The sequence below is a fragment of the Paenibacillus sp. CF095 genome, assembly GCF_900101225.1.
Lineage (GTDB): Bacteria > Bacillota > Bacilli > Paenibacillales > Paenibacillaceae > Paenibacillus.
This window is the reverse complement of record NZ_FMZN01000001.1, coordinates 2,620,596-2,646,449: the sequence shown is the minus strand read 5'-3', so window position 1 is coordinate 2,646,449 and position 25,854 is coordinate 2,620,596. Positions and strand designations below refer to the sequence as shown.

Genomic DNA, 25,854 nt, shown 5'->3' with positions numbered 1-25,854 from the left:
TGGTTCCATCATTGTTATAATTGATAATCATTATCAATTATAGGTGGGTTTTTAGTCACAATGCCAGGGTATTGTGCATGTTTGAGCGCTTAGGAGAGGGAGTTTATATGGGAATTCAGAATGACATCAAGCTGTGGGATCAGGTACAGGTTCGCGTGCTTGATGTGCGTCTTATATCACTCGCAACACACGAGTTCATACGCAATTATGTGTTACCAACCAGTGCATTTGTGTATGTTCAAGGCAGGGGGCAGGTCTGGCTGGATGAAGAGGTATGGACTACAAACCAGTTCTTGCTGCTCCATGGGGGAAAAGGAAGACGTCTGACACTTGAAGCGACAGGGGCTATGGAGGTACATCTGATTTTGTACAAATCAACCTTGCCCTCCAACGTGCTTGTGGAGTACCGAATGATGTTGAACCAGCGTAATCCGTTTGAAGAGTCCTGGGCGACAGTGCCAGATCATACACTTGAGTTGCGTGAGCTTGTGCGGAATATACATGAATGCTGGTCAGGGCAGGAGCGAGTGGGCAAAATTCAGGTCAAAGTGTATTTCTTTCAACTGGTACAGCTTGTCTTGTTACAGCGGAGTCGCATGTTTAACGAAGTTCAACAGCCTTCGCTTACCGATCAGGTTTTGCGATATATCAAAGATCATTACCGGGAATCGATCTCACTTGATTCGCTTCCCCAGTCCCTGAGTTACAGTCCGCAATATTTATCACGCAAATTCAAGGAACAGACGGGATGTACACCGACAGAATATGTGATTCGGTTACGAATGGGTGAGGCAAGGAGTCTGCTTGCGTCCACAGAAGCTTCATTACAGGAGATTGCCGCGTATGTGGGTTATATGGACCCGTTTTATTTCAATCGTATATTCAAAAAAGAGACCGGTATCACACCGGGGCAATATCGGTTGAAGCAGCAGGAAAACTCGAAATCAGTTTCAAAAAGTACATTAAATGAAACAAATGAATCCATTGTAACAGGAGGGGATGAACGTTATCCTTTAATTGATGATGATAATCATTATCAATATACGGGAGATGAGGAAATCAACATGTTTAACCATTTTAAATCAGCGATCATGTCGCTTGCGCTTGTACTCACATTGAGTGCTTGTGGAACAGCCCAGCAGGGGGCTGAAACATCCGAAGTTGCGGCTGAACCCGAACAACCGGCAGTAGTGGAAACGCAAATGGTAAATACGACTTTTGGTGAGGTAGAAATTCCTGCACATCCGGAGCGAGTTGCTGCCATTGATTATCTGGGAACGGTGCTTGCTCTTGGTGTCAAACCGATTGGTGGAGGCCAATTTCTAATGAACAGTCCTTACCTGGAAGGTCACATGGATGGTCTTGAAACGATAGGGGATTCCGTTGAACAATTGATGGAGCTGGAACCTGATCTCATTATTACATTGAATCCGGACAAGGCGGCTTATGAGAAATACAGCAAGATTGCTCCAACCGTTTCGATCGCATCCATCACTTTTCCAACACTCAAGGACGAAGTAAATTATTTCGGTAAAGTCCTTGGCAAAGAAGCGGAAGCAGAGAAGTGGCTGGCTGATTTTGATGAGGAGATTGCCAAAATCAAGCAGGAGGTGCAGAGCGTTGTTCCAGCTGACTCTACATTCTCCGTTATGCAGGAATATGATCGCCAAGTCTTCATATTTGGCAATCAGTCGGGTCGGGGAGGGCGTAACATCTACGAATTGCTTGGTTTGCAAGCACCAAAGAACATTCCATCCGAGTTGATGCAGGGCGCCTATCATGAATTCTCCATAGAACTGCTCTCCAAATACGCTGGAGATTACATTGTGCTGACCAGCAAGTCTCAGTTGAAAGACCTTCAGGCAGATCCGATCTGGGGTTCATTACCTGCAATCAAAAATGGAAATGTGTACATTTGGACGGAAGAACAATCCTGGTTCCGTGACCCTATCGCCTTGTTGAAACAGACACAGGATCTGGCTGAATGGATTATTGGACTTAATACACCGTCTAAGTAAGATACTCCAAAAAAACCGTGCTACCCAGTTTGCTGAGCAGCACGGTTTTCATATTTCTATGTAGGACTGAACAGTAGAAGGGGATTAGCTGCCTGTAGGGAGATGAAGTAGCAGTGTGATTACCGTATAAGAGTTTATTCGCTCTTTTGTTCGTTCTGAATTTCTTGCAGATCCTCCAGTTGCAGTGTGAGGTCATTCTCGGGATTTGCACTCACAATGACTTCTGACGGTGATTGTTGCTGACCCGGCTGGTTCGACTTGGCGGCAGGTTTGATCACGTAGAGACTCTGAACGGAGTTGAGCAGGCTGGCAGGGGTGTCTTCATACGTTTCCAGGAAGAGTACATAGTCTTTGGTAGGAATCAGCTTGAGGTTGTCATCATTAATAATTTCGGTGTTGCCTAGTTGTCCGCCAAGTTGCTTCACTTCAAGTTTTTCCCCGGCAGTGTAACCGCCTTTATAGGATTCAGCGACCTGAATCGTATGGATCGTATAGATTTTGTCAAAAGAAGATGGCTCTCCGCCCGGATTGGACGCGGGGTTTAACTCGTTTTCATTAGCAGCATCAGTAACTTGTACGATATCGTTTAAAGCTTCCACACGAGTCTCAATAACACTGCCTTTCACAATTGTATTTGCTCTCTCGGACAGGTCGCCAATGCTGGCATAACTCGGGTAATCTTCAGAAGCAATAATGGTCATGGGTGCATCGGATGTGGACGCGGTAGGTGTAACAGAAGAACATCCAACAGCAGATAAAATGAAAATGGAAGAGAGAAGCAGCGTTAATACTCGATTTTTGTTCATGGATAGGGATCCTCCTTGGATTTTTGGGATAAGTTCGTAACGGATTAGTACTTGGATCTTACGTTATTGATATCAAAAGTTTGGGGTTGGGTCATGGAATTGCGGTTGCGGGAGTAAGACATAATGGAAGGACTGCTTGTTGTTGGGTTGTCACCGAGCCAGATGGAGTGACCGAGTTCGTGGACAAATACGCTTTGAATGAAGTTGGATAAGTTGGTTGCGTCAGGGGTGATTGTGGATGCATTGAGTTCGATGCGGAAGCTTACGACTTGACTGCCGGATACGGAGGCGTAGTTGACACCATATGCTGTATTATTGAAGTTTCCTGCGGTGATGGTGTTTGGGGAGTTACTTGTTTTGGTGAATTTAACTTTGGCACCTGCATTGTTCCAGTTGGTAAGGGAAGCGTCCATGGGAGTCTGCCATGAGGAGGCGTAATTATACGTACGAATGGGAATGGTGGTGCTGGGATAACCGTAGGTCAGAAAGGTTGCCGCATAGATGGTACTGCCAAACATCGCAATCGCTGAGAACAACATGATGCTCATCAAAAACTTCCTTTTCATACTTAAAACCTCCAATAAATGTATTTTATTCTCTATTATAGTAACAAGTAATATTTGAGTTGAAATGAGTCCGAGGTCGTTGTTTTTGTCGTGAAAAACATGAAATATATCTAGATCAGACCCTAATGGTGTCAAAATAAGTCATTTTCTGTTCGATATGCATGCATAATTTCCCTGAAATAACAAACAATACGTACAACTTCTCACAGGGAAAGGTAGTGCTTGAGCATGTGCAACCGTTTTTCATTGGCAGCCGATTTGGACGAAGTCAGAGATCATTTCAAAATTCAGCGAGTGATGTATTATTACAAAAACCGATACAATATCAGCCCAACCCAGCATACGCCGATTATTTTGCATCAGGATGGTGAGCGTGTATTGGATGAGTTCCGGTGGGGGTTCATTCCATTCTGGGGTCGTGATGCCGTTAACGCAAATCTTATGACGGTGCATGAGAATCCTTCCTATTACAAACTGGTAGAGACCAAGCGCTGCGTCATTCCCTGCAATGGATTATATTACTGGCGGCAAGAGGGCAAAAAAAGTTATGCAGTTCGTGTTGTCATGCCGGATCGTGGTCTCTTCGGTATTGCTGGGTTATACGAGGTGTGGAGAGATACACGGAAAGAGCCGCTTCGTACCTGCACGATGCTTATGACAGGAGCGAATATGGTTACACGCGAGTTTGGCAGTAAAATGCCAGCGATCCTCTCTGAGGAAGAGATCAACACCTGGCTTGATCCGGCTAATACACGGGTGACTCAGTTGCTACCGTTATTAAAATCGTATAACAGTACAGAGATGAATCTGTATCCAGTCACCCCAATGGTCGCCAACGATGAACACGATTGTTACGAATGCGTGGAAGAGATGGATCAGAAGCTGGCTTACGTTCGGAGTTTCTGAATATCCTTTGGATGATGTGAAGAAGATGAAGAGGGCTGAGAGTCTGGAGACACTCTGCTCTTTTTTTTCCTTTCAGAAAATGAAAAGTTGCAATTGCAGTGAAACGTAACTATAATCATTACAGTAAGTGAACGCACATATCCATATATCTATTAAAAGAGATATTTATAATCAGGAGGGAACCACGAATGAATCCAAAGTTTAACCAGATGTTTGAACAAGTTTCACTGCCGACTGGTATTACACTGAAAAACCGTATCGTGCTCGCTCCCATGACTCATATGTCCTCGAATGCTGATGGTACCATATCCGATGCTGAACTTGCTTATTATGCACGTCGCACTGGTGGTGCTGGCATGTCGCTTACGGCTGTAGGCCATGTAACAGAGCATGGCATTGGTTTCCCAGCTCAGTTTGGCGTATATGATGATCGCTTCATTCCTGGGCTGAAACGATTGGCTGACACCATGAAACAACAGGGATCCGTTGCCGTGTTGCAAATTTTCCATGCGGGCCGTCTGACACCTGAACAAGCTGTACCTGCGGGTCAAGTGGTTGCTCCTAGTGCGGTTGCGAGTGAGCGTCCAGGATCACCTGAACCAAGAGAGTTGACGGATGCCGAGATTACTTCCATTATCAAAGACTTTGGTGAAGCGACACGTCGTGCAATCGAAGCCGGATTTGATGGTGTTGAGATTCACGGTGCTAATGGTTATCTGATCCAGCAATTCTTCTCCCCGCATTCCAACCGACGTGAAGATCGTTGGGGCGGAAGTGTAGAGAAACGTCTGACATTCCCGCTTGCTGTAGTGGATGAGATTCAGAAAGTGGTTGCCGAACATACCAAACTGCCGTTCATCATTGGTTACCGTTTCTCCCCGGAAGAACCGGAAACACCGGGACTCACAATGGAAGACACGTATGCACTGGTGGATGCATTGAAAGATAAAAATCTGGATTACCTGCACGTTTCCCTGAACGAATTCTGGTCCAAGCCAAGACGTGGCGAAGCAGATACACGTTCTAGAATGGAATTCATCCTGGATCGTGTGAACGGCAAATTGCCTGTAATTGGCGTAGGTTCAATTCATACGGCTGATCAGGCTGCTGAGGCGCTTCAAACGGGAGTACCACTACTTGCCATTGGACGTGAGTTGATTATTGAACCGGATTGGGTTGAGAAAATCGAGAGCGGACGCGAAGAAGATATCGAGACAATTCTGACCAAATCCGATCAGGAACGTCTGGTTATCCCTGACGGATTGTGGAATGCAATTATCCACACACCGGGCTGGTTCCCTATGGCAGAAGATAAATAACATACACTTCAGAACTGGAATGGAGGGGGCGAAAGCTCCCTCTTTTTGCACATGGTCCAGATTCTTCTTGTCATCGCTCTGTGGTATGATGGATGAACAGGATCAACTGGATAATCAACGGTTTGGAGTGAAGGAATATGCTCGTAGCTGAACGGTATGAGAAAATAGTGGAATGGGTGGATACGCAAGGTAGCATGCGTGTGACCGAACTTAGTGAGCGCTGCGGGGTGACGGAAGAAACGATTCGTCGTGATCTGGACAAGCTCGAACAGGCGGGCAGGCTCAGACGGTCCCATGGCGGGGCGGTCAGCGTAAAATACAAGGATGAGTTACAGTCGGAGATTCCGTATCCGGAACGGGCTGTAGCCCACGCCGAAGAGAAGCGCAGAATTGCAAGCGAAGCGGTGAAAATGGTGGAATCCGGCGACCGGATCGCCTTGGATGCAAGTACAACGGCGTGGTATATGGCGGCAGGATTGCCGAACATTCCACTGACGGTATTAACCAACTCGATTAAGGTCGCCGCTGAGCTGAGTAACAAAGAGCAGATTCGTGTGATTGCCACAGGTGGGCAATTGGCTTCGAAGTCACTGTCTTTTGTAGGACCGCTGGCCGAACGTTCGCTGGATGCTTATCATGTGGACAAAGTGTTTCTGTCTTGCAAAGGAGTACATCTGACCAAAGGCATCAGTGAATCCAATGAATTACAGGCCTTGGTGAAGCAGAAAATGATCCATATTGCAGATGAGGTCATTCTACTTGCAGATTCCAGCAAATTTAACATACAGGCGTTTACCAGAGTTGCTGAGATGAGCAGTGTGGGCAAAGTGATTACAGATCAGGGCGTAGATGAAGAGCACGTTAGCGCATTGATTGAGCAGAATATTACGTGTATACGTGTGTAAACAAGAAGGGAATGAATGTCATGAAACATCCTTTTCATCTGAAAGCGGTATGGAATGGTGGGCGTAACAGTGAGGGGACAATCGAGGCAGGTGGGTTAAAAACGGTCATATCGATTCCGCAGGAGATGGGCGGACCCGGTACGGGAACTAACCCGGACGAGATGCTGCTGGGTGCAGCCTCCACTTGTTACCTGATCACGCTGGCAGCGATGCTGGAGCGTTCGGATATTACGCCGGATGAATTGACGCTTGAATCGGAAGCAACGGTAGATGTTACAAATAACGTATTTACGTACGAACGAATCGTACATAGACCCCGGATTGTACTCAGCCAAGATGCTTCAGAGGCGGACCTGACCAAGGCTGAGCGCCTGGCGCATAAGGCTGAATCCTCCTGTATGATCTCCCGAGCGGTGGCAGGTAATGTCCAGATGGAGACACAGCCGGTCATTGTTACTACAGGAGCTAACGCGGTGTGATATACTGAAGAATAGACAATTCAAGTTGTCATTTGTGTAAAATAAGGAGTAATTCGGTATGAACACACAGAAGCGCAAGACTAACCGCTGGGTACGTTTAACACGTGCTATGAAGCTGAATTTTCTCAAATTGTTACGTGCTCCCGGAGGTGCCCATAAAGTATCTACCGGATTTGCTATAGGGTTCGGACTGGAACTGATCGTGATCTCGACCGCTTCCCTGATATATCTCGTATTTTATCCGATTGTGCGACTGTCTGGGGGTTCGGTGCCAGCAGCGATTGTTGGTAATGTGATCGGGAAACTTACGTTTTTACCTATTATTCTGATGCCACTCGCCAAACAAATTGGCTCATGGATATTGCCTGCTCACAGCATGGGACAGGGACTGGTACATGAGAGTGCATTCATGGAGCTGTTTCGCGGAAACTGGTCGGCCGTGAGTGAATTGTTGCTTGGTGGATTGGATATTCTGGCAGGCATGTCCGTATTTGGTGTCATTCTGGGTGTGATTTCGTACTTTGTCGTAAAATTCTTCTACGTCAGAGCGCTCAACCGGCGTTATGAACGCCGGCTGGAGAAACGCCGACAAGCGGATAGCGCTTCGGTATCACCTCCGGTATTAATCAGGAAGCCATCACAATCATAATGGGCAGCATCAACATGGATGCAGCTGTGGTCCACAGAATGCAGCGGGATACAAACTGCGGAGAAGCATTGAACTGTTCAGCCAAAATAACGGCGTTCACTGCGGTCGGCATCGATGCGAGGATCAGCAGCACACTGAACAACGTACCTTCGACCTGAAGCGCGGTCAGTATCAGCCAGGACAGGATCGGCGCAGCTGCGAGACGGACTACAAGCCCGGTCCAGAAAGCTCGGCGTACATTGGGCAGCCAAGGTGCCGTTGTACCTTTTGGTCTGAGCATCTGTGCTCCCAGAATGGCGAGAACGACAGGAGAGTAGCCCGCAGCCAGCATGGAAATCCCTCCATCCAGCGCTTCAGGCAGGCTCAGATTGGACGCACGCAGCGCAATGGCGATGCCAGCAGCATAGATGGATGGCATGCGGAAAACGGACAGAATCGCATCTTTCACCGTGAATTCGGATCGTGCGGCAAAAAAGATACCTACCGTATTAACAATGATCATCTGTCCAATGACGTAGACGGAAGCCTTGTCCAGTCCAAGCTGACCAAAGGCAAGCAGTACAAGCGGGAGCCCGTAATTCACGCAGTTCGTAAACGTGGAGACGAGGGTTAGGCCCGCTTTTTCGCTTGCACCCAGACGGAAAACCCGGCTTAACAGCTCGGCGAGTGCCCACAGAGCAATCAGATTAATAATAGAGAACCAGAACGTGCTGGTGACGTCCGTCCAGGTAATCTCTGCATGCAGCAATGTATTGAAGATGAGTGCAGGGCTCAAAATATAAAGAGAAAAGGTCGAGAGCGACCGGGTATCCCAATTTTTGAAGCGTTTTAACAGAATACCTCCAATCACGGGAAGTGATATCGGCAGGAACACATGGTATAAGGTGAGTAAAAATGAGTGAAGCAATGCAATTCAGTCCCTTCTGGATGAAAAACCTATCTTATCATAGCAGAAGATGCACCTCATATGAATGGATTTCAGTATGATCATGTGTAGTAATCGCCTTGCTTAACTAAGGATTTCCCTGATGTGCAGCGACAGCGGATTGCTATTTTGATATGGCAGATTTATTATAGAAGAGGTGCAACAAGATTACATACACATAGAGGAGGAAACTGTAATGAGTGAATCAAAACGCTTGCTCGTACTTGCTGGCTCTTACGCCGAAGCGGAAAATGAGGGCATTTATGCATATGAATTGAATGAGGATACAGGCAGCTTGTCCAAGCTTGACGGCATCGCGGGCGTGAAAAACCCAACGTTTGTCAACGTGGATGCTGAAGGAAACAAACTGTATGCGATTGGTGAAACAGCGTCAGCTGAAGGCAACAAAATGTCTGAAGCTGTAGCTCTGAGCATTGATCCTTCTACAGGAAAATTAACGTTGCTGAACCGGAATGACTCCATTTCAGCACCACCATGTCATATCCAGCGTGATCCTTCCGGCAAATACTTGATTCTCTCCAGCTACCACGGTGGTCTGGTAGGTCTGCAAGCCTTGACGGATAACGGTGAAATTGGAGCGCTTCTGGACGAGAAAAAACATGAAGGACAAGGTGCGCATCCTGAGCGTCAGGACAAGCCACATGTTCACTCCGCATTCTTCAGCCCGGATGGTAAATACATGATGGTACAGGATCTGGGCGCAGATAACATCGCGATCTATTCCATTGATGCAGACAAAAATGAACTTGTGCTGCACAGTGAAACCAAAACGCATCCGGGAGCTGGCCCACGTCACTTGGCGTTCCACCCGAATGGTCAATTCGCATATGTCATCAATGAAGTGGATTCTTCCATTACTTCGTTCAAATATGATGCAGCAGCGGGCACGTTGACTGAATTGTCTACAGTATCTACACTGCCTGATGGATATGATGGCAAAGAGAATACAACAGCTGAAATCACTGTTTCCAATGATGGACGTTATGTATATGGTTCTAACCGTGGACATGACAGCATCGTTGTATTTGCAGTAGATGCAGACAAAGGTCACCTGACACTGGTTGAGCATGTATCTGCTGAAGGTGAGCACCCGCGTCACTTTGCTCTGACACCTAACGGCAAATTGCTGATCGCAGCTAACCGCGATACAAACAACCTCGTGACATTCACGGTAGATCAGGAGAGCGGACGTTTGAAATACACAGGTCACAGCACAGGTGTATCCAAGCCGGTATGCGTGAAACCAGTATATCTGTAAAATGATAAATTTCTAAACCAGCCCTGGCTGGATTGAAAATGATAACGATAACGACCCTGCCATGTGGCGGGGTCTTTTTATATTGAATATCTAATTGGATGATTAGGCTGCTGCTCGGCTGTAAGCGGGCGGATTGGAATAGAGGATTAATTCTATATTTGATTCACCTAACAACCAATAATTATCAGTAGTATCGCCCAAGTAACTACCCCACTTCAAAGTGCGTACTTCCTGAATGGATAGTCAGGGTCTACAATGAGTGAGTAGCCAAAACAAACACTGCATGCATCTGAACAGACAAATTGGTGCAGGCTAAATATCTGATTATTATTTTTACAGGAACGAATCATACTTGAACAACAAAGGAGAAATAAATGATGAAATTGCAATTGGCGCTTGACTTGGTAAATATCCCTGAAGGTATCGCACTGGTTAAAGAGGTTGAACAATATATTGATATCGTTGAGATTGGTACTCCAATCGTTATTAATGAAGGTTTGCACGCGGTAAAAGCGATGAAAGAAGCATTCCCTAATCTGCAAGTTCTTGCAGACCTTAAAATCATGGACGCTGGTGGTTATGAAATCATGAAAGCAGCTGAGGCTGGTGCGGATCTGATCACTGTGCTTGGGGCAACCAATGACAGTACGATCAAAGGTGCAGTAGCAGAAGCGAAGAAACAAAACAAACAAGTTCTTGTGGACATGATCAACGTGCCTAACCTTGAACAACGTGCACGTGAGATTGATGCGCTTGGCGTAGATTACATCTGTGTACACACAGGTTATGACCTGCAAGCTGAAGGACAAAGCCCGTTCGAAGATCTGCAAGCGATCAAAGCTGCTGTGAAAAATGCTAAAACTGCTGTTGCTGGTGGAATCAAGCTGGAAACATTGCCAGAAGTAATCAAAGCACAACCGGATCTGGTTATTGTAGGCGGCGGTATCACAGGACAAGCAGACAAAGCGGCAGTTGCAGCTGAAATGCAACGTCTCGTTAAACAAGGGTAAGCAGATGAGCAAAACGCAATACGCAGCTGACATCTTGAAGGAGCTGGAACGTACGTTAAGCCAGATCGACGATGCAGAGATGCAAGCGATGGCTGAACATATTCTGGCTGCGGAACAGATTTTTGTAGCAGGAGCAGGCCGGTCAGGACTTATGGGAAAGGCTTTTGCCATGAGACTGATGCAGATGGGGCTTCGTGTATATGTGGTGGGCGAGACCGTAACACCTGGGATCAGCTCGAAGGATTTCCTCTTGCTGTGCTCTGGCTCAGGAGAGACAGGCAGTCTGGTAGCCATGGCTCAAAAGGCTAGTCAAGCTGGTGCACCTGTAGGTCTCATTACGATTAAGCCAGAGTCCACGATTGGGAAATTGGCGACTACGGTAGTGCGTCTCCCGGCTTCAGCCAAAGAGGACACAGCAACTTCCGGAGCGGCAGTAACCATTCAGCCGATGGGCTCGTTGTTTGAACAAGGACTGTTAATCGGTATGGATGCTCTCATCCTTACGATGATGGAAATGAAGGGGATGACCGGAGCGGATATGTTTGGTCGCCACGCGAACCTGGAATAGTGAATAGATGAAAGACCGGAATCCTTTGATTATGAGGGTTCTGGTCTTTTCTGCGATATATAGTTATTCATCTGTATAGGTTTTATACGTGGTTTACAGTTAAACTTTGCATCCCGACCAGGCTGTAGTAGAATTAATAGATAGCTGTATCGAATGAATGTACTTATTACATCATGCATGGAGCGGAAAGCTTACCTCGTGTGAAGTGTCCCCGTGATATGTGTAATATACGCGATATAAGATTGAAGATGAGGGGGCTCGGAGCCATGGCAGCCGAAGTCAAGGAACGGATTAATCTGAAAGAAATCAACTGTGAGAAGGAATTGACCCTTGCGGTGATCGGTGGCAAATGGAAACTGATTATTTTGTGGCATTTGGGTCTGGAAGGTACCAAACGTTTCAGTGAGCTGAAACGCCTAATCCCTCATATTACCCAGAAGATGCTGACCAACCAGTTACGTGAGCTGGAGGAAGACAAGTTGATTGAGCGCAAGGTGTATGCAGAGGTACCTCCTCGGGTGGAGTATACGTTGACAGATCACGGTCAAAGCCTGATGCCTGTCCTGCACGCGATGTATAACTGGGGTAAAAATTACGGTGAAAATGTAATCTGGAAAGAAAGCTAAATAATTTATATTCAGAATGACCGCTAGGTAAATGGATTCTTCCATAAACCAGCGGTTTTTTAGTTGCTTTCAAACCATGGTCACATGAGCAAAAGTTTATACGAAACGGAGAGGACAGAAACAGCTTGAAGAAGCGAAGCGTTCGCATTTATCCCCGGATGTTCCCTTTGGAAAAGGGATCAAAAAAATCTGGGGATAACGGCGATCAGAAGGCTATTCTGTCATTGGAGTGATACGGATCAACTAATTTGTCATCTGGACCATAGGTCTCATTTTAGGAGATGTCATGTATATATGAGCGGAATATGATACGATGAGAGATATTGGAAATGCAAGGAGGATGACATATACAGATGGAAAAAATACGTACACGTGCTGAGGTAAACCCAGAAACCACTTGGGATCTGAGAGACTTGTTTGTAAACGATGTAGAGTGGGAGCAGGAGCTTCGATCACTTCCTCAGGCTGCTGCCCAGATCGCAACGTTCAAAGGACGTCTTGGCGAAGGCGCTGAACAATTGCTGGCTTGTCTGGATGCGCGCGAAGCTTTGCAGGAGCGGATCGGCAAGACGGCTTCTTATGCCCGCTTGAAGCAGTCAGAGGACAGCACCAATCCGGTGAATATTGAGAATTCAGCTAAAGCAGGAGATATCCTATCAAATCTGTCGTCGTCCTTGTCTTTTGTCAATTCGGAGATCGTTGATCTGCCGGAGGGAACCGTTGAACGGTACCTTGAAGAACTTCCGGGATTGGAGCCGTATGCGCGCAGTTTGGAGCGTTTGATTCGAGAAAAAGAACATCGGCTCACGCCAGAGACCGAGAAGGTACTTGCCTCACTTGGAGAGGTGCTGGATTCGCCATACCGTATCTATCTGCGCGGTAAACTGGCAGACATGACGTTTGACGATGCTCTTGATGGAGAGGACAATAATCGTCCACTGTCCTGGTCATTCTATGAAAATAATTATGAGATGTCATCTGATACCAAGCTGCGCCGTTCTGCTTATGCTGCATTCAGCTCGACATTAAATGATTACAAAAATACGTTCGCAGAAGGTTATGCAACTGAAGTGAAGAAACAGGTTGTATTATCCAGGCTGCGTGGTTACGACGATGTTACAGATATGCTTCTCAGCCCACAGCAAGTGAGCAAAGAGATGTACAATAATATTCTGGATATTATCCAGCAGGAACTCGCACCTCATATGCGCAGACTGGCGGCTCTCAAGAAACGTGAGCTGGGTCTGGACAAACTGATGTTTTGTGATCTGAAGGCGCCGCTTGATCCTGAATTTAGCCCTGCCATTACATATGATGAGGCGTGCACACTCATTCGAGAAGCACTTGATGTGCTTGGGCCGGAGTACGGCGAGATCGTAGAGCGCGCATTTCGTGATCGCTGGGTGGATTACGCAGATAATGCAGGCAAATCCACAGGGGCATTTTGCTCCTCTATATATGGTTCACACTCCTATATCTTAATTTCATGGGCAAACAATATGCGTGGAGCATTTACACTTGCCCATGAAGTGGGGCATGCAGGCCACTTCATGCTTGCGGGACGTTACCAACGGCTCACGAATACACGGCCATCTCTTTATTTCATTGAGGCACCATCGACCATGAATGAAATGCTGCTGGCAGATCATCTATTGAAACGTTCCGATAATCCGAGAATGCGTCGCTGGGTCATTTTGCAACTGTTGAATACGTATTACCATAACTTTGTTACACATCTGCTGGAAGGTGAATTACAGCGCAGGGTCTATGCACGCGCAACCAAAGATGAGCCCATTACGGCGAAGACGTTAAGTCAGCTCAAAGGAGACATCCTTTCCGAATTCTGGGGACCTGAGCTGGTAATTGATGAAGGGGCCAAACTCACATGGATGAGACAACCTCATTATTATATGGGACTATATCCATATACCTATGCGGCAGGCTTGACGGCTTCTACCGCGGCAGCACAGCAGATTCGGGAAGAAGGACAGCCTGCGGTAGATCGCTGGCTTGATGCACTCAAAGCTGGTGGAAGTCTCACACCACAGGAGTTAATGAAGCTTGCGGGTGTGGATATGTCCGGACCTGAGCCGATTCGCTCCGCGGTTGCTTATGTCGGCAGTCTGGTCGACGAACTTGAACGTCTGTATTCCTGATCTGGTTCATATAGTATACGGACAAGGCAGAACGGGTTGTCTGCATGCACCGCCTTCCTTGCGTGGGGGCGGTGCATCTTATTTTTGCAAGGGGAAAGGAACGATGATGAATGGCGTTAACGAGCGTGTCCTCATCGATGGGCCGATTAAGCGTAGACGGCTTTGGTGTGTTTGACGACATGAATGGAGTACCAGGTTTTGAAGGAAATCAGGGTGGTTTTTTTTCGGGATTCAATGAGTTTGCTACAATGAATGCATTTGCTTCGATTTTCATTGGCGGCATATTTCTCATCATTGCGGGAGTTATTGTTTTTGTAATTATTTCAGGGGTACGCACGTGGTCATCGAATAACGCAGCGGCCTTATTAACCCTGCACTCAAAGGTGGTGGCCAAACGAACCGAAGTCTCAGGTGGAGGCGGCGATAGCAGTGCGACTACCCGGTATTATGTTACATTTGAATTCGACAATGGGGAGCGCACTGAACTGATTGTTGGCGGAAACCATTATGGCATGATGGTGGAAAATGATCGAGGAATGCTGACGTATCAGGGGACACGCTTCAAGCATTTTGGGAGAGATGTACAGCCTCAGTCGGGGGTAAGCAAAGGTCAATTTTATACGTAAAAAAAGAAATGCGGCTCCTCCCAGGTGGGAGAGAGTCGTTTTTGGTATACCCAAAAGAAAGAAAAAGCGAAGGGTATTCAAACGCTTACAATGGTGATATACTCGTAAAATAAAGTAAAACAGTATTAAACAAAAACAAACAAACAATAAATACAGAATAAAGTACAGGGTTACGGACTGAATTCAAGAGATGCCGTTTGGAAAATAGGATGGGTTCGAAAGGTTGGTGAAGCGCGGTGAGTGTGCTGGCTTATGATTTGGGCGCTGGGAGCGGGAGAGCGTTACTGGGACATCTAAATGATCGTGGGATCGAAACAAGCGAAATTCATCGGTTCAAGAATGAACCGGTGAAGGTTGGCGAGCGGATGCACTGGGATATTCTGCGATTGCATCATGAATTGTTGCAAGGGCTTACACTTGTGAAACAGCAGGGAGAAAAGCCGGAGAGCTTGGGGATCGATTCCTGGGGCGTTGATTTTGGTTTGCTTGGCAGTAATGGTGAGTTGCTGGGTAACCCGTATCATTACCGTGATACACAGTTTAACGGCATGATGGATCAGGTACGCCAAGAGCTGAGCTCTCAGCGAATCTTCGAACGTACAGGGATTCAGTTTCTTAGCTTTAATACCTTGTATCAATTGGCAACGCTTCAACGCAGCGGTTCCCCGTTACTTCATGAAGCAGAGCGTTTTCTCATGATTCCGGATTTGCTACGTTATTTCCTGACAGGGGAAGCGGTGAATGAGTTCACCAATGCAACCACAACACAATTATACAATCCATCAGCGGGGCAGTGGGATAGTGAGTTGCTGGCGCATATTCGTATTTCGGAGAAACTGTTTGGTGAAGCCGTGCTGCCAGGCACCCGTGTTGGACAATTGCGAAGCAGTATCTGTAACGATCTGGGATTGTCTCCGATTCCCGTGATCGCTGTTGCGGAGCATGATACGGGTTCAGCCGTTGTGGCTGTTCCTGCAACGGAACGTTCTTTTGCTTATCTGAGCTGTGGAACCTGGTCCCTGATGGGTACGGAGATAGATCATCCTGCGATTAGTACCGAGAGTCTGGCCTTGAACTTCACGAATGAAGGCGGGGCGGGCGGAACATTCCGTCTGCTGAAGAACATTATGGGCTTATGGATTTTGCAGGAAAGTATGCGGGAGTGGGACCGCCAAGGGCAGGGAATTAGCTATGATGCGTTATTAGCAAAGGCGGAACAGGCACCTCCATTTGCCAGTTTGTTTGATCCGGATGATGAACTGTTCATGCCAGCAGGAGATATGACGACCCGAATACGTCAGTATTGCCGTGATACAGGGCAAGTGGTACCAGAGGATCAGGGGGCTATTGCCCGGGCAATTCTGGAGAGCCTGGCATTGAAGTATAGGAGAGTCCTGGAATGGACGGAACAATTATCGGGACAGACGTTCAACGGATTGCATATGGTCGGTGGAGGTATCCAGAACCGACTGTTATGTCAGTGGACTGCAAATTCCATTGGCAAGTCGGTATGGGCAGGTCCGGCAGAGGGAAGTGCCATCGGGAATATGGCTGTGCAATGGATGGCGAGCGGAGCTTTTAAAGATATCTGGGAGGCACGTAAGGCCATTCGTGATTCATTTTCGGTAACTGCATATGAGCCGCAGGACAGGTCAATCTGGGAAGATGCTTACGGCAGATTTCTGCGTGTGACGGCTTCATCTAATTCACAAGCGGGGAGTGAGGTGTAACATGCTGGCAGCCGAGCGGTATGACCGGATTGTGGAGATGGTGAACGTAAAGGGCAGTATGCGTGTATCCGAGCTTAGTGAGCGCTGCCGGGTGACGGAGGAAACCATCCGGCGGGATCTGGATCGGCTGGAACAGGCAGGACGACTGCGCCGATCTCACGGTGGTGCAGTGAGTGTGAAGGAAGATCAACCGGAGATCCCTTACCGGATCAGGGAGACAACCCATGCGGAAGAGAAAAAGCGCATTGCACAAGCGGCTCTGGCGATGATTCATCCGGGTGATCGCATTCTGTTGGATGCGAGCACAACGGCAGGTTATATGGCAGCGAATATGCCGGATTTCCCGCTGACGGTTTTAACCAACTCGATCCAAATCGCCACTGAACTCAGCAACCGTGACAAGGTTGAAGTCATCTCAACAGGGGGCCAGCTGGCATCTCGCTCGTTGTCTTTTGTTGGGCCGCTCGCGGAGCGTTCTCTGGAAACGTATCACGTGGATAAAATGTTCATGTCGTGCAAAGGTGTACATCTCGAAGGTGGCGGAATCAGTGAATCCAATGAACTCCAGGCAAGGCTGAAGCAGAAGATGGTTGGCATATCCGATCAAGTCATCTTACTTGCAGATGCCAGTAAATTTGGTGTCCGTGCTTTTGCCCGAGTATCCGGGTTAAATGCAGTCCATACGATCATTACCAATCAGCCATTGGAGGCTGAACAGACTGACCGTTTGAGTGGATACGACATAGGGATTATTACGGTTTAAGCTTTTAAATTTTATCTATATAAATTGAACTAAACATTTACACGAAACGGAGTGTTTAGTGCAAATATTCTTAGTCAATTCATCTACTAATCAGTTAATAGGAGCGTGTAATTATGAAGGTCTCCTTATTCATTACCTGCCTCAGCGATGCCATCTATCCCCGAGTGGGGGAAGCCATGGTCAGATTGCTCGCCGCTCATGGCGTTCGGCTGGATTTTCCGCCGATTCAGACCTGCTGCGGTCAGCCTTCCTACAATAGCGGGTACTGGGATGAGACTCGGGTAGCGGCCAAGACGATTCTTGAAGCGTTTGACGACAGTGATTTTGTAGTCTGTCCATCCGGATCGTGTACGTATATGATTCATCATTATCCGGAACTGTTCGCGGATGAACCGGTGTGGCTGGAAAAGGCAAAACGATTGGAAGCCAAAGCCTATGAGTTTACTCAATTCCTTGTTCAGGTACTCGGGATAACCGATCTGGGCGCACATTTTCCGCACAAAGTAACCTATCATCCATCCTGCCACGGCAGCCGTCTGCTTGGTGTAAAGGATGAGCCGATGGCGCTGCTCTCTCAAGTAAAAGGTCTGGAATTGGTTCCACTTCCATTCGCTGAGGATTGCTGCGGGTTCGGGGGTACGTTTGCCATCAAAATGTCCGATATTTCAGGAGCGATGGTGACGGAGAAAGTTGATCATGTCAAAGAGACACAAGCTGAAGTGCTGGTTGGTCTGGACATGGCCTGTCTGATGAATATCGCAGGTAATCTGCGTTATCGGAATGAACCGGTGCGTGTGATGCATCTGGCGGAACTACTGTATGAGGGGGTGCGAACAGGATGAGCCAACCGGGAGTTATGGATACTACGGTCAAAGAACGTGCCGGACTGGCCTTGAATGATGATTTTCTGCGTAAAGCGGTCAAATTCACGACAGAACGATTGCGTAACGGGAAGAAATCTGCCTCAGAAGAACATGGAAACTGGGATGAATGGCGGGAGCGTGGCCGTCAGATTCGTCTGCATACGATTGCGCATCTGGATTATTATCTGAATGAATTTGTGAATAACGCCCGTGCGAACGGGGTTCATATTCATTTTGCAGATACATCGGTGGAAGCAGCGGCGATTGCGCTGGATATTGCGGCGCACAAGCAGGCTTCTACGGTGGTGAAGTCCAAATCGATGGTGTCGGAGGAAGTACATCTAAATCATGTGTTGGAGTCGGCGGGGATTGAAGCCATCGAGACTGACCTGGGTGAATATATCATTCAGTTGGCAGGCGAAGCCCCTTCTCATATTGTCATTCCAGCCATCCATAAAAACCGCTATCAGATTGCAGAGTTGTTGTCGAAGGAAGCGGGTGAAATTCTGGAGCCGGATACGACGGTACTTGCCGGATTTGTTCGCAAAAAGCTGCGCGAGAAATTCCTGGAAGCGGATATTGGCATGACCGGCTGCAATTTTGCGATTGCAGAGACGGGTTCCATGGTTTTGTTCGAAAATGAAGGCAATGCCCGTATGGTATCCACTGTTCCAAAAACGCAGATTACACTGATGGGGATGGAGCGGATTATCCCGTCGTGGACGGATCTGGAGGTCATGGCAACCTTGTTGCCGCGCTCCGCAACAGGTCAGAAACTAACGATGTACATGTCAGGCATCACAGGTCCGCGTCGTACAGCGGATGCTGATGGGCCGGATGAAATGCATATTATTATCGTGGACAACGGTCGATCTTTACAGCTCGGTGATCCTGAATTCCAGGAGTTGCTGAATTGTATTCGCTGTGGTGCTTGTCTGAATGCTTGCCCGGTATATCGTCATATTGGAGGTCATGCCTACGGCGGAACATACAGTGGTCCGATTGGCGCGGTACTGACACCTGCACTCAATGGCAACATTGATGAATGGAACGATATTGCGGGTGCTTCAAGTCTGTGCGGAGCCTGTTATGAAGCATGTCCAGTTAAAATTCCATTGCATGATATGCTCGTTTATCTACGCAGGCGTAAAGTGGAAGACGGCCATGGTAACAAAATGGAAAGCATGGGCATGAAGGGATTTGCCGCTGTTGTATCCAATTCCAAACGTTTCAGTGCGGCCATACGCCTGGGACAGATCGGGCAGAAGGCAGTTGTACGCAACAACGGCATTTCTCTCAAGTTGGGTCCTCTCAAAGGTTGGAACAATTATCGGGTTGCCCCAAGTCTCGCCAAGAAATCCTTCCGGCAACAATGGAACAAGCTGGATCAGGAACTGAACCAGGAGCAACCCGCCATGGATTCTTCCGTTCGCAGCCGTATGGAGCAGATTATTCGTGAACGAGAAGAAGGGGAGGGTACTAAGCATGGTAACTGAACATCAGCAATGGCTCGCGCAATTGGAGAAGAAGTCCATGGAGAAACAGGAGCAGTTCATGAATGACATTGCTTCGAAATTGAGAAGACCAAGGCAACGACATGCGCCGACCCAACCCTTTCGGGGAGCACCCGACTTTTGGACTGGGCTGGAATGGGATGAAGAGAAGCGTATTCAAGCATTTACAGATAACTTTGTTAGTGTAGGCGCACACATTGCCCGGGTTCAAAACCTGGAAGAAGTGTCCCGATTTATTGCCACCAAATCTCATGAGCTGAGTGCCAAATATATCATTCGCCAGAATGAACAGGCGTTACAAGATCTCGGATTGGAAGAGCAGCTTCCGGATGTGCAGATCTCAGTGTGGAATAGTCAGGCGGATGAGAACTGGAAGGCTCGGGCAGCTGAGGCGGATATCGGTGTGGTCATGGCAGATTATGCGACAGCATACACAGGCTCGGTCACTGTACTTTCTTCACCGGAAAAAGGTCGTTCAGTGAGTCTGTTGCCTACGGTACTCATCATCATTATTCCAGTAGATCGACTGTACACCAGACTGGGTGAGACGCTGGATCGATTTGACGAAGCGGGAAGAGAAAACCTTCCAGCAGGCATCCACTTTATTTCAGGGCCAAGCCGATCTTCCGATATTGAAAATGATTTAACCATTGGGGTACACGGACCAGGCATTGTATATGGTTTAATTATGGGTTAACGGTGTGTTGAACGTGATGGCGCATCATGATTTTGATAACTGTCCTAGGTGCAGAATTCGTCTGCTGAGGGCAGTTTTTTATTTTGTCTACTATAGTCAGAAACTATTAATATTATATTAATTATATATTTAACCTATTAACAATAGAGGTGTATAATTCATCTCAAGAGAGAATTGACATGAGATACAAAAGAGAAAGAGGAGGAGAATTACAGATGAGTATATTTTCTTACCAAGTTCCGTTTATGGATGGACACGAGAGTAATTTTTCTGCTTTTAAAGGGAAAGTTCTGCTCATTGTGAATACAGCAAGTCGGTGTAGCTACTCCCGCCAGTTCAGTGAACTTCAGCAGATGTATGAGAAATATGGTGAACAGGGGCTGGAGATTCTGGCGTTTCCATGCAACCAGTTTAACGAGAAAGAACCTGGCAGTAGCGCTGAGGTAGCCGAGTATTGCAGGAGTCAGTTTCAGATATCTTTTCCGATCCTCGAGAAGGTTGAGGTCGTTGGGCAATCGATGCATCCTTTGTTCCGTTATCTGATTGAAGAAGCGCCGTTTAAAGGTTATGATCTGGACACGAAGGAAGGACAGTGGATGGACACTTTTGTGAAGGAGAAGCATCCAGAATTGTACCAAGGAGACGGGATCAAATGGAATTTCACCAAATTCCTGATTGACCGCAATGGGAACGTCCATGGCCGTTATGAAACGACAGTTGCTCCATCAGAGATGGAGTCGGCTATTCAAATTCTGTTAAAGAAATTATAAGTATACCTTAATCCCTGTCCTGAGGTCCTATGACTTTGGGACTGTTGAAGATTAGAACTGGAAATGTTAGGGTAAAAGAAGATAACGAAGTCCTCCATTTTTTTTAATCAAAAATGACCAATATACCATTTCGGTCAGTTAGTTCTTTGATGGTTTTATCGTTATCTGGATGAAATATGAAAAACTGCAAAAAATAACTTGAATCTGTTGATCTGAAGAGTAAGTGTAATCGCGTCTGTAAATCAAGTCATTATTTTTAGTTGTAGAACTCTTAACTTGGAAAGAAGGAGTGAGTGTCATGCCACCAATTTCAGTGCCTCAACCGAAAACATTTGGCCCACTGGGCAATTTGCCGCAATTGAACTTTGAAGAGCCCGTACAATCTTTGGTGAAACTTGCTGAGGAATATGGACCGATCTTTCGAATGGAGTACCCTGGGCGAAGTGAATTGTATATTTCCGGTCACGAACTGGTCGCCGAGGTAACGGATGAATCCAAATTCGACAAACGTGTGTGGGCACCCCTTGCGAAGGTTCGTGCTTTTGCAGGAGATGGACTGTTTACGAGTTGGACCGAAGAACCGAATTGGAAAAAAGCCCATAACGTACTGCTGCCAAGTTTCAGTCAACGTGCCATGCAGGGATATCACAACAAAATGATTGATCTGGCTGTGCAGTTGGTTCAGAAATGGTCACGATTGAACCCGGATGAGACGGTTAACGTTCCGGATGATATGACACGTCTTACGCTCGACACGATTGGCCTGTGTGGGTTCAACTATCGGTTTAACAGCTTCTACCGGGAAGAACCACATCCATTCATTACGAGCATGGTTCGGGCGTTGGATGAATCCATGAGTTCATTGCAGCGACTGCGTCTGCAAGACAAGCTGATGATCACCAAAAAGAAACAGTTTGAACAGGATATCCGTTCCATGTTCTCGTTGGTGGATCACATTATTGCCGAGCGCAAAGAGAAACCGCAGGAAGGGGCAGATGATCTGTTGTCCCACATGCTCAGCGGCAAGGACCCGGAAACGGGAGAAACACTGGATGATGAGAACATCCGTTATCAGATTATTACATTCCTGATTGCTGGACATGAGACCACAAGTGGGCTGTTATCCTTCGCCGTTTATTATCTGATGAAGAATCCGGATACGCTGGCTAAGGCCCAAGCAGAAGTGGATCAGATTCTGAAAGATCCGGTTCCCACGTACAACCAGGTTCGCAATCTGAAGTACGTTCGCATGGTTTTGAATGAAGCATTGCGGTTATGGCCAACGGCCCCGGCATTTTCTCTGTATGCAAAAGAGGACACGGTACTTGCGGGTCAATATCCTTTGCAAAAAGGAGACAGCGTCAGTGTGCTTATTCCCAAGCTGCATCGCGACCGCCAAGCGTGGGGAGATGACGTAGAGGAATTCCGCCCGGAACGGTTCGAAGATCCGAGCAAAGTGCCGCATGATGCCTATAAACCTTTTGGTAATGGTCAACGGGCCTGCATTGGTCAGCAGTTTGCACTTCAGGAAGCAACGCTGGTACTGGGCATGGTGTTGAAGCATTTTGACTTCATAGATCATTCGGATTATCAATTAAAGGTGAAAGAAACGCTGACGCTTAAACCGGATAACTTCACAATTCGTGTACGTGCGCGTGGGGGGCAGCCAGTCATGGCCGTTCCGGGTGTAGCGGTCGAAGAACCAAAGCCGGTTGCCAAAAGAACGGAGCCGGATGCAGCAAATGCACACCACACACCGATGCTTGTTCTGTACGGTTCCAATCTGGGTACAGCTGAAGGCATTGCACGTGAAATTGCGGATACCGCCAGATATCAGGGTTTCCGGAGTGAGGTCGCTGCGCTGGATGATCGTGTTGGCAAACTGCCAAAGGAGGGTGCCGTCATTATTGTCAGTGCATCCTATAACGGTCAGCCGCCAAGTAATGCCAAGATGTTTGTCGAGTGGATCGAACATGCGGATGCCAATGAATTCAAAGGTGTGCGTTTCGCTGTTCTTGGATGCGGTGACCACAACTGGGCCAGCACCTATCAGCGTATTCCGCGTTTAATAGATGAACAGTTATCTTCCAGAGGAGCAGAGCGGTTATCACCGCTGGGTGAGTCAGATGCTAGCGGAGATTTCGAGAAACAGGTGGGGGATTGGACAGAGCAATTATGGCCGGATCTCGCACGAACGATGGGACTGAAGCTAAACACAAGCTCCAATAGCGAACGCAGCTCACTATCTGTACAGTTTGTCAGTGGGCTCGCCGTAACACCGCTTGCGGATACGTATGATGCCCATGTGGCAAAAGTACTCGAGAACAGGGAGCTTCACGACGCGGGCAGTGAACGCAGCACACGTCACCTGGAGATCCAATTGCCTGAAGGCATAACCTACAAGGAAGGGGATCATCTGGGCATTCTGCCGCAGAACCCACCGGAACTGGTGGAACGTGTATTGCGTCGATATGGATTTACCGGAACGGAGCATCTCGTTCTGGATGCATCCGGTCGCAGTGCCGCGCATCTGCCGCTGCATCAACCGGTGAACCTGTATGATCTGCTCAGTCATAGCGTTGAGCTTCAGGAAGCGGCAACTCGTGCACAGTTGAGAGAAATGGCAGCATACACGGTATGTCCACCGCATAAGAAGGAACTTGAAGCGCTGCTTGATGAATCGGTGTATATGGATCAAGTTCGGAACAAACGGATCTCCATGCTGGATTATCTGGTGAAATATGAGGCATGTGAACTGCCGTTTGAGCGTTTCCTGGAATTACTGCCTTCATTAAAAGCCAGATATTATTCGATCTCCAGTTCACCGCGTGTTCAGCCTGACCAGGCAAGTATTACGGTGAGTGTGGTGCGTGCCCCGGCATGGAGTGGGCAGGGAGAATACAAAGGCATTGCGTCCAACTATCTGGCTAACCTGAAAGCGGGTGACGAGATCGTCATGTTCACGCGGACACCGGAATCGGGTTTCCAACTGCCGGAGGATCCACAGGTTCCCGTCATTATGGTAGGGCCGGGTACGGGTGTTGCTCCATTCCGAGGTTTCTTGCAGGCAAGGCATGTATTGAAGGAACAAGGTCAAGAGGTTGGCGAAGCCCACCTGTACTTTGGATGCCGGAAGCCCGAGCATGATTATCTGTACAAAAATGAACTGGAAGCAGCCCAGCAAGAAGGGCTTGTGAAGCTTCATACGGCCTTCTCCCGTGTAGACGGGGAGGAGAAATGTTATGTACAGCATCTGATGAGAGACGATGCCCGTCACCTGATTCCTTTGTTTGAAGAGGGTGCGCATCTGTATATCTGCGGTGATGGCAGCAAGATGGCACCTGATGTGGAAGCTACACTCCAGCAGGCATACGCTGATATTCATGGCAAGTCCGCGAAAGAAGCAGAAGAGTGGCTTAATCAGCTTCAGCAGGAAGGTCGTTATGCCAAGGATGTATGGACAGGCATCTGATATACACATGTGAAGGGTCAGCTTGATCCGTAACTGGCTGAGCGGTGAGATACAGAAGCAGTTCTGTTCTCACCGCTTTTTGACATAAAATGATTCTTCAGCAGATAAGTGGTTGCATGGGTTATAATTATATATTGGAAGGGAGCACCCGTATGCAGACATTCGGGAACCATTGTATGGCTTGCGAAAAGAACCAGCTTTACTTCCGCCTACAAGGCCGTTTCAGGTTTTTTCTTCCGATGGTTGGCCGATAGATCGACTCGACGCTGGAGAGAGGAAATAATATACGGGAAGGGACTCTGCCTTTTCCCTGGAGTTCAAGATAATCTAGTCCCACGCCCACAAGTCTGATATTGTTAAATGCATTCTTGGAAGGGAAAGTCGTGCGGATTCCCACTCTGACGCCTCGCCGTGTTCGAGGAATATCAAATACTCGAATGGAATTCAGACTGAGAGGAATGAATAACTGACGGTTTACTTTGATAAACTGCCTTGGATAGACACGACGAATACGTCCCGGTTCCAACCCGGAGAGTGGAGTATTCAGTTCTGCCAGGTGCCCCTGGAGTTCTGCCAGGCGCTGCTGAAGTGTTTTTCCAGTATGGAGATGCTGCCAGCTCATAAGTATTCCTCCGTTCGCCATTTATACCTAGTATATGAAGGAACGGGGTAGGAAGGTGTACGTTTGATAGCCCATGTTCGTTACGGCTAACGGGGTTTCTTTTATAATAGAGGAGTGATTCAAATGATCGTAGAAATGTATAAAGACCTCATTAAGGATGAGCGTGGCAATTATTATCTGGCAGTACAGATGGATGGCAATGAGCTTACGCTCGTTAATGCATTCGTTGAAGCGGCATTCACGCCTGAACTGATCTACAATGAAGAGTTCCGTGCCAAGCATAAGGAGATGGAAGGCGGGTTTGTAGGCAAAATTGCGATGGACCTGCTAAGGCACGATGTGGTCATGGGGATGAAGCAAATCGACCGCAAACTGTTGAACTTGTCGGATGTGGAACAGCAGTTCACGGTAAATTATATTGATACGATTGAATTTTATCGTCACCCGGCGTGGAACCGGAAGGTCTAAAAGGAAAGACAATTCCTCTGTAACCAGAGGGAGGGTTCTTCTCCAATCAAATTGGCCATGATCTTACTTATATCAGCAACAGAATATATTGAGATGTAAAAGCGCAAGTGCAGGGCA

The 25,854-nt window shown here is 47.5% G+C and carries 24 protein-coding genes; 20 read left to right on the top strand and 4 right to left on the bottom strand.

The window, feature by feature from the left end; translation table 11 throughout:
• Nucleotides 1–107: 107 nt before the first annotated feature.
• Nucleotides 108–2,018 (top strand): AraC family transcriptional regulator, encoded by a 1,911-nt coding sequence (locus tag BLS69_RS11275; protein ID WP_176872679.1) that lies wholly within the window; start codon nucleotides 108–110, stop codon nucleotides 2,016–2,018.
• 134 nt (nucleotides 2,019–2,152) lie between these two features.
• Here BLS69_RS11275 and BLS69_RS11270 read toward each other — a convergent pair whose 3' ends face one another.
• Nucleotides 2,153–2,824, bottom strand: a complete 672-nt coding sequence (locus BLS69_RS11270; protein ID WP_091031502.1) for a hypothetical protein — start codon at nucleotides 2,822–2,824, stop codon at nucleotides 2,153–2,155.
• 44 nt (nucleotides 2,825–2,868) lie between these two features.
• The gene (locus BLS69_RS11265) at nucleotides 2,869–3,390 is read right to left on the bottom strand and encodes a zinc metalloprotease (protein WP_051449705.1); all 522 of its coding nucleotides are present in this window, start codon (nucleotides 3,388–3,390) and stop codon (nucleotides 2,869–2,871) included.
• A gap of 228 nt (nucleotides 3,391–3,618) precedes the next feature.
• On the opposite strand from BLS69_RS11265, the gene BLS69_RS11260 reads away from it, so the two are divergent.
• From BLS69_RS11260 to BLS69_RS11240, 5 genes are all read left to right on the top strand, one after another.
• Nucleotides 3,619–4,296, top strand: a complete 678-nt coding sequence (locus tag BLS69_RS11260; RefSeq protein WP_091016984.1) for an SOS response-associated peptidase — start codon at nucleotides 3,619–3,621, stop codon at nucleotides 4,294–4,296.
• 188 nt (nucleotides 4,297–4,484) lie between these two features.
• Entirely contained in the window at nucleotides 4,485–5,615 is a 1,131-nt protein-coding gene (locus tag BLS69_RS11255) for an NADH-dependent flavin oxidoreductase (protein ID WP_091031500.1), read from the top strand.
• Between the two features lie 137 nt (nucleotides 5,616–5,752).
• Nucleotides 5,753–6,520: a DeoR/GlpR family DNA-binding transcription regulator gene (locus tag BLS69_RS11250; RefSeq protein WP_036608860.1), complete on the top strand. Its 768-nt coding sequence runs from the start codon at nucleotides 5,753–5,755 to the stop codon at nucleotides 6,518–6,520.
• A gap of 20 nt (nucleotides 6,521–6,540) precedes the next feature.
• A complete protein-coding gene (locus tag BLS69_RS11245; RefSeq protein ID WP_091031497.1) occupies nucleotides 6,541–6,999 on the top strand; it encodes an OsmC family protein in 459 nt (152 codons plus the stop codon).
• Nucleotides 7,000–7,057: 58 nt separating this feature from the next.
• Nucleotides 7,058–7,648, top strand: coding sequence for a DUF2062 domain-containing protein (locus BLS69_RS11240; RefSeq protein ID WP_091031495.1), 591 nt, complete (start codon nucleotides 7,058–7,060; stop codon nucleotides 7,646–7,648).
• On the opposite strand, the gene BLS69_RS11235 is transcribed toward BLS69_RS11240, so the two are convergent.
• A complete protein-coding gene (locus tag BLS69_RS11235; protein WP_091031492.1) occupies nucleotides 7,626–8,555 on the bottom strand; it encodes an AEC family transporter in 930 nt (309 codons plus the stop codon). The two genes, BLS69_RS11240 and BLS69_RS11235, sit on opposite strands and share 23 nt — an antisense overlap.
• Before the next feature lie 214 nt (nucleotides 8,556–8,769).
• Between BLS69_RS11235 and BLS69_RS11230 the strand changes: the two genes are divergently transcribed.
• From BLS69_RS11230 to BLS69_RS11170, 13 genes are all read left to right on the top strand, one after another.
• Nucleotides 8,770–9,852 (top strand): lactonase family protein, encoded by a 1,083-nt coding sequence (locus BLS69_RS11230; protein WP_091031489.1) that lies wholly within the window; start codon nucleotides 8,770–8,772, stop codon nucleotides 9,850–9,852.
• 377 nt (nucleotides 9,853–10,229) lie between these two features.
• Nucleotides 10,230–10,862: a 3-hexulose-6-phosphate synthase gene (gene hxlA / locus BLS69_RS11225; RefSeq protein ID WP_091031487.1), complete on the top strand. Its 633-nt coding sequence runs from the start codon at nucleotides 10,230–10,232 to the stop codon at nucleotides 10,860–10,862.
• Between the two features lie 4 nt (nucleotides 10,863–10,866).
• Complete coding sequence (hxlB, locus tag BLS69_RS11220) at nucleotides 10,867–11,430, top strand: 6-phospho-3-hexuloisomerase (RefSeq protein WP_047842632.1); 564 nt, start codon at nucleotides 10,867–10,869, stop codon at nucleotides 11,428–11,430.
• Nucleotides 11,431–11,696: 266 nt separating this feature from the next.
• Nucleotides 11,697–12,056, top strand: a complete 360-nt coding sequence (locus tag BLS69_RS11215) for a winged helix-turn-helix transcriptional regulator (RefSeq protein WP_062833989.1) — start codon at nucleotides 11,697–11,699, stop codon at nucleotides 12,054–12,056.
• A 353-nt stretch (nucleotides 12,057–12,409) separates the two neighbouring features.
• On the top strand, nucleotides 12,410–14,212 hold the full coding sequence (gene pepF / locus BLS69_RS11210) for an oligoendopeptidase F (protein ID WP_091031485.1): 1,803 nt from the start codon (nucleotides 12,410–12,412) through the stop codon (nucleotides 14,210–14,212).
• Between the two features lie 110 nt (nucleotides 14,213–14,322).
• The gene (locus tag BLS69_RS11205) at nucleotides 14,323–14,838 is read left to right on the top strand and encodes a DUF2500 domain-containing protein (RefSeq protein WP_256332278.1); all 516 of its coding nucleotides are present in this window, start codon (nucleotides 14,323–14,325) and stop codon (nucleotides 14,836–14,838) included.
• Nucleotides 14,839–15,074: 236 nt separating this feature from the next.
• Complete coding sequence (locus tag BLS69_RS11200) at nucleotides 15,075–16,568, top strand: rhamnulokinase (RefSeq protein ID WP_091031482.1); 1,494 nt, start codon at nucleotides 15,075–15,077, stop codon at nucleotides 16,566–16,568.
• 1 nt (nucleotide 16,569) lies between these two features.
• Nucleotides 16,570–17,331 (top strand): DeoR/GlpR family DNA-binding transcription regulator, encoded by a 762-nt coding sequence (locus BLS69_RS11195; protein ID WP_091031480.1) that lies wholly within the window; start codon nucleotides 16,570–16,572, stop codon nucleotides 17,329–17,331.
• 113 nt (nucleotides 17,332–17,444) lie between these two features.
• Nucleotides 17,445–18,173, top strand: coding sequence for a (Fe-S)-binding protein (locus BLS69_RS11190; RefSeq protein ID WP_091031478.1), 729 nt, complete (start codon nucleotides 17,445–17,447; stop codon nucleotides 18,171–18,173).
• On the top strand, nucleotides 18,170–19,690 hold the full coding sequence (locus BLS69_RS11185; RefSeq protein ID WP_091031475.1) for a LutB/LldF family L-lactate oxidation iron-sulfur protein: 1,521 nt from the start codon (nucleotides 18,170–18,172) through the stop codon (nucleotides 19,688–19,690). Before BLS69_RS11190 ends, BLS69_RS11185 begins: the two co-directional genes overlap by 4 nt.
• On the top strand, nucleotides 19,680–20,405 hold the full coding sequence (locus BLS69_RS11180) for a LutC/YkgG family protein (RefSeq protein WP_091031473.1): 726 nt from the start codon (nucleotides 19,680–19,682) through the stop codon (nucleotides 20,403–20,405). Before BLS69_RS11185 ends, BLS69_RS11180 begins: the two co-directional genes overlap by 11 nt.
• Before the next feature lie 215 nt (nucleotides 20,406–20,620).
• A complete protein-coding gene (locus BLS69_RS11175; RefSeq protein WP_091031471.1) occupies nucleotides 20,621–21,175 on the top strand; it encodes a glutathione peroxidase in 555 nt (184 codons plus the stop codon).
• Nucleotides 21,176–21,473: 298 nt separating this feature from the next.
• Complete coding sequence (locus BLS69_RS11170) at nucleotides 21,474–24,647, top strand: bifunctional cytochrome P450/NADPH--P450 reductase (RefSeq protein ID WP_091031469.1); 3,174 nt, start codon at nucleotides 21,474–21,476, stop codon at nucleotides 24,645–24,647.
• Nucleotides 24,648–24,846: 199 nt separating this feature from the next.
• Here the strand turns inward: BLS69_RS11170 and BLS69_RS11165 are convergent, their stop codons facing one another.
• Entirely contained in the window at nucleotides 24,847–25,269 is a 423-nt protein-coding gene (locus tag BLS69_RS11165; protein WP_091031466.1) for a hypothetical protein, read from the bottom strand.
• A gap of 123 nt (nucleotides 25,270–25,392) precedes the next feature.
• On the opposite strand from BLS69_RS11165, the gene BLS69_RS11160 reads away from it, so the two are divergent.
• Nucleotides 25,393–25,737, top strand: a complete 345-nt coding sequence (locus tag BLS69_RS11160; protein WP_091031464.1) for a hypothetical protein — start codon at nucleotides 25,393–25,395, stop codon at nucleotides 25,735–25,737.
• Nucleotides 25,738–25,854 lie beyond the last annotated feature (117 nt).

Excerpts from the sequence above, each read along its gene's own strand:
- BLS69_RS11275 (WP_176872679.1), top strand. The coding sequence starts at position 108 with ATGGGAATTCAGAATGACATCAAGCTGTGGGATCAGGTACAGGTTCGC.
- BLS69_RS11270 (WP_091031502.1), bottom strand. The coding sequence starts at position 2,824 with ATGAACAAAAATCGAGTATTAACGCTGCTTCTCTCTTCCATTTTCATT.
- BLS69_RS11265 (WP_051449705.1), bottom strand. The coding sequence starts at position 3,390 with ATGAAAAGGAAGTTTTTGATGAGCATCATGTTGTTCTCAGCGATTGCG.
- BLS69_RS11260 (WP_091016984.1), top strand. The coding sequence starts at position 3,619 with ATGTGCAACCGTTTTTCATTGGCAGCCGATTTGGACGAAGTCAGAGAT.
- BLS69_RS11255 (WP_091031500.1), top strand. The coding sequence starts at position 4,485 with ATGAATCCAAAGTTTAACCAGATGTTTGAACAAGTTTCACTGCCGACT.
- BLS69_RS11250 (WP_036608860.1), top strand. The coding sequence starts at position 5,753 with ATGCTCGTAGCTGAACGGTATGAGAAAATAGTGGAATGGGTGGATACG.
- BLS69_RS11245 (WP_091031497.1), top strand. The coding sequence starts at position 6,541 with ATGAAACATCCTTTTCATCTGAAAGCGGTATGGAATGGTGGGCGTAAC.
- BLS69_RS11240 (WP_091031495.1), top strand. The coding sequence starts at position 7,058 with ATGAACACACAGAAGCGCAAGACTAACCGCTGGGTACGTTTAACACGT.
- BLS69_RS11230 (WP_091031489.1), top strand. The coding sequence starts at position 8,770 with ATGAGTGAATCAAAACGCTTGCTCGTACTTGCTGGCTCTTACGCCGAA.
- hxlA (WP_091031487.1), top strand. The coding sequence starts at position 10,230 with ATGAAATTGCAATTGGCGCTTGACTTGGTAAATATCCCTGAAGGTATC.
- hxlB (WP_047842632.1), top strand. The coding sequence starts at position 10,867 with ATGAGCAAAACGCAATACGCAGCTGACATCTTGAAGGAGCTGGAACGT.
- BLS69_RS11215 (WP_062833989.1), top strand. The coding sequence starts at position 11,697 with ATGGCAGCCGAAGTCAAGGAACGGATTAATCTGAAAGAAATCAACTGT.
- pepF (WP_091031485.1), top strand. The coding sequence starts at position 12,410 with ATGGAAAAAATACGTACACGTGCTGAGGTAAACCCAGAAACCACTTGG.
- BLS69_RS11205 (WP_256332278.1), top strand. The coding sequence starts at position 14,323 with ATGGCGTTAACGAGCGTGTCCTCATCGATGGGCCGATTAAGCGTAGAC.
- BLS69_RS11195 (WP_091031480.1), top strand. The coding sequence starts at position 16,570 with ATGCTGGCAGCCGAGCGGTATGACCGGATTGTGGAGATGGTGAACGTA.
- BLS69_RS11190 (WP_091031478.1), top strand. The coding sequence starts at position 17,445 with ATGAAGGTCTCCTTATTCATTACCTGCCTCAGCGATGCCATCTATCCC.
- BLS69_RS11185 (WP_091031475.1), top strand. The coding sequence starts at position 18,170 with ATGAGCCAACCGGGAGTTATGGATACTACGGTCAAAGAACGTGCCGGA.
- BLS69_RS11180 (WP_091031473.1), top strand. The coding sequence starts at position 19,680 with ATGGTAACTGAACATCAGCAATGGCTCGCGCAATTGGAGAAGAAGTCC.
- BLS69_RS11175 (WP_091031471.1), top strand. The coding sequence starts at position 20,621 with ATGAGTATATTTTCTTACCAAGTTCCGTTTATGGATGGACACGAGAGT.
- BLS69_RS11170 (WP_091031469.1), top strand. The coding sequence starts at position 21,474 with ATGCCACCAATTTCAGTGCCTCAACCGAAAACATTTGGCCCACTGGGC.
- BLS69_RS11165 (WP_091031466.1), bottom strand. The coding sequence starts at position 25,269 with ATGAGCTGGCAGCATCTCCATACTGGAAAAACACTTCAGCAGCGCCTG.
- BLS69_RS11160 (WP_091031464.1), top strand. The coding sequence starts at position 25,393 with ATGATCGTAGAAATGTATAAAGACCTCATTAAGGATGAGCGTGGCAAT.